The 1,639-nt window shown below is 59.4% G+C and carries 3 protein-coding genes; all 3 read left to right on the top strand.

Translation table 11 applies throughout. The features are described from left to right. The coding region (locus tag WEB64_RS17730; RefSeq protein WP_368065732.1) for an acetyl-CoA carboxylase biotin carboxyl carrier protein subunit at positions 1–377 on the top strand (377 nt) is incomplete at its 5' end. Continuing rightward, positions 377–1,294: a hydroxymethylglutaryl-CoA lyase gene (locus WEB64_RS17725; RefSeq protein WP_368065731.1), complete on the top strand. Its 918-nt coding sequence runs from the start codon at positions 377–379 to the stop codon at positions 1,292–1,294. The genes WEB64_RS17730 and WEB64_RS17725, both read left to right, overlap by 1 nt. Before the next feature lie 55 nt (positions 1,295–1,349). Further along, a partial coding sequence (locus WEB64_RS17720; RefSeq protein ID WP_368065730.1) for a peroxidase-related enzyme occupies positions 1,350–1,639 on the top strand: 290 nt, incomplete at its 3' end.

Here is a 1,639-nt window from a genome sequence, read left to right as displayed (position 1 = left end):
ATTACCTGCAAGCCGTCATCAATGGCCATCGGCTGAGCGTGCACGGCAATCTCCACGACGATCAGCTGGTGCTGTTCTACGAAGGTGATACCTTCAGTTGTACTGTCTATCGTGAAACATTCGGCACCCAGGACTTGGCCGCCGAGGGTAGCCTGAAAGCACCCATGAACGGTGCTGTGGTGGCCATTATGGTAGCAGCCGGTGACACCGTTACCGCAGGCCAGACCCTGGTCATCATGGAAGCCATGAAAATGGAGCATGCCATCAAGGCGCCTGCCGACGGCGTTGTCAGCGAACTGTTTTTTGCCGAAGGCGACCAGGTAGCAGAAGGCAACGAACTGCTCGCGATTGACGTTACTGAAGAGGAGACCACCTGATGGCCTTTCCCAAACACGTCCGACTGGTGGAGATGAGCCCCCGCGACGGCTTGCAGAACGAGCCCGGCGACGTCATCGCCACCGCCGTCAAAACCGGCCTGATTGAACGCCTCGCTGACTGCGGCCTGAGCCACATAGAAGCGGCCAGCTTTGTGTCACCGAAATGGGTGCCCCAGATGGCCGATGGCGCCGAGGTGATGGCTGGCATCAAGCGCCGGTCCGGCGTTCGTTATTCCGTTCTCACGCCTAACCTCAAAGGTTTCGAAAATGCCCTGGCCGCGGGCGCCGATGAAGTCGCGGTGTTTGGCGCGGCGTCCGAATCCTTCAGCCAGAAGAACATCAACTGCTCCGTGGCCGAAAGCCTTGAGCGTTTTCAACCCGTCATGGAAGCGGCCCAGAAAGCCGGCATTCAGGTTCGTGGCTATGTTTCCACCGTGCTTGGCTGCCCCTACGAAGGCGATATCGCGCCGGAAAAAGTTGCCAGCGTTGCCCGGGCCCTGCTGGACATGGGCTGCTACGAGATTTCTCTGGGCGACACCATCGGCACCGGCACGCCCCTGAAAGCCAAGCGCATGCTGGAGGCGGTGGCAAAACACGTCCCGATGGAACGCCTCGCCGCCCACTTTCACGACACCTACGGCCAGGCCCTGGCCAACCTCTACGCGGTCATCGAAGAAGGTGTCGCGGTGATTGATTCGTCTGTCGCAGGCCTCGGCGGTTGCCCCTACGCCAAAGGCGCCTCCGGCAACGTCGCCACCGAAGATGTGCTCTACCTGCTGAACGGGCTGGGCATCAAAACCGGGGTGGATCTCGACAAGCTGGTGGCCACGGGCGACTGGATCAGCCAGCAGTTGAAGCGGCGCAACGGCTCGAAAGTCGGCCAGGCGCTGTCAGGAAGCACGACCCACAGCGCATGACCCAACCGCAGATCCGGACGCCTATAACGAAAGCAATCGGAAAGGACAGAGCACCATGAACGACATCCTCAAAGCCAAAGACGACAAACCCACAGGACTGAACCTGCCGGTACCGGAACTCAAAGACCTGCCGGAAGAAACCCGTCGCTACTTCGAGATCTGCCAGACCAAACTGGGCATGGTCCCCAACGTACTGAAAGCCTATAGCCAGAATCTCGCGCAACTCGAAGGCTTCACCCGCATGTACAACGAAATGATGCTGGGCGAAAGCGAGCTCGACAAGCTGGAGCGGGAAATGATCGCCGTGGTGGTGTCGTCTGAAAACAAGTGCTTCTACTGCCTGGT

The organism is Marinobacter sp., from assembly GCF_040882185.1.
Lineage (GTDB): Bacteria > Pseudomonadota > Gammaproteobacteria > Pseudomonadales > Oleiphilaceae > Marinobacter.
The sequence above is the reverse complement of the archived record's forward strand: the minus strand, read 5'-3'. Positions and strand labels throughout refer to the sequence as shown.

Coding starts and splice junctions, on each gene's coding strand:
- WEB64_RS17725 (WP_368065731.1), top strand. CDS start 377: ATGGCCTTTCCCAAACACGTCCGACTGGTGGAGATGAGCCCCCGCGAC.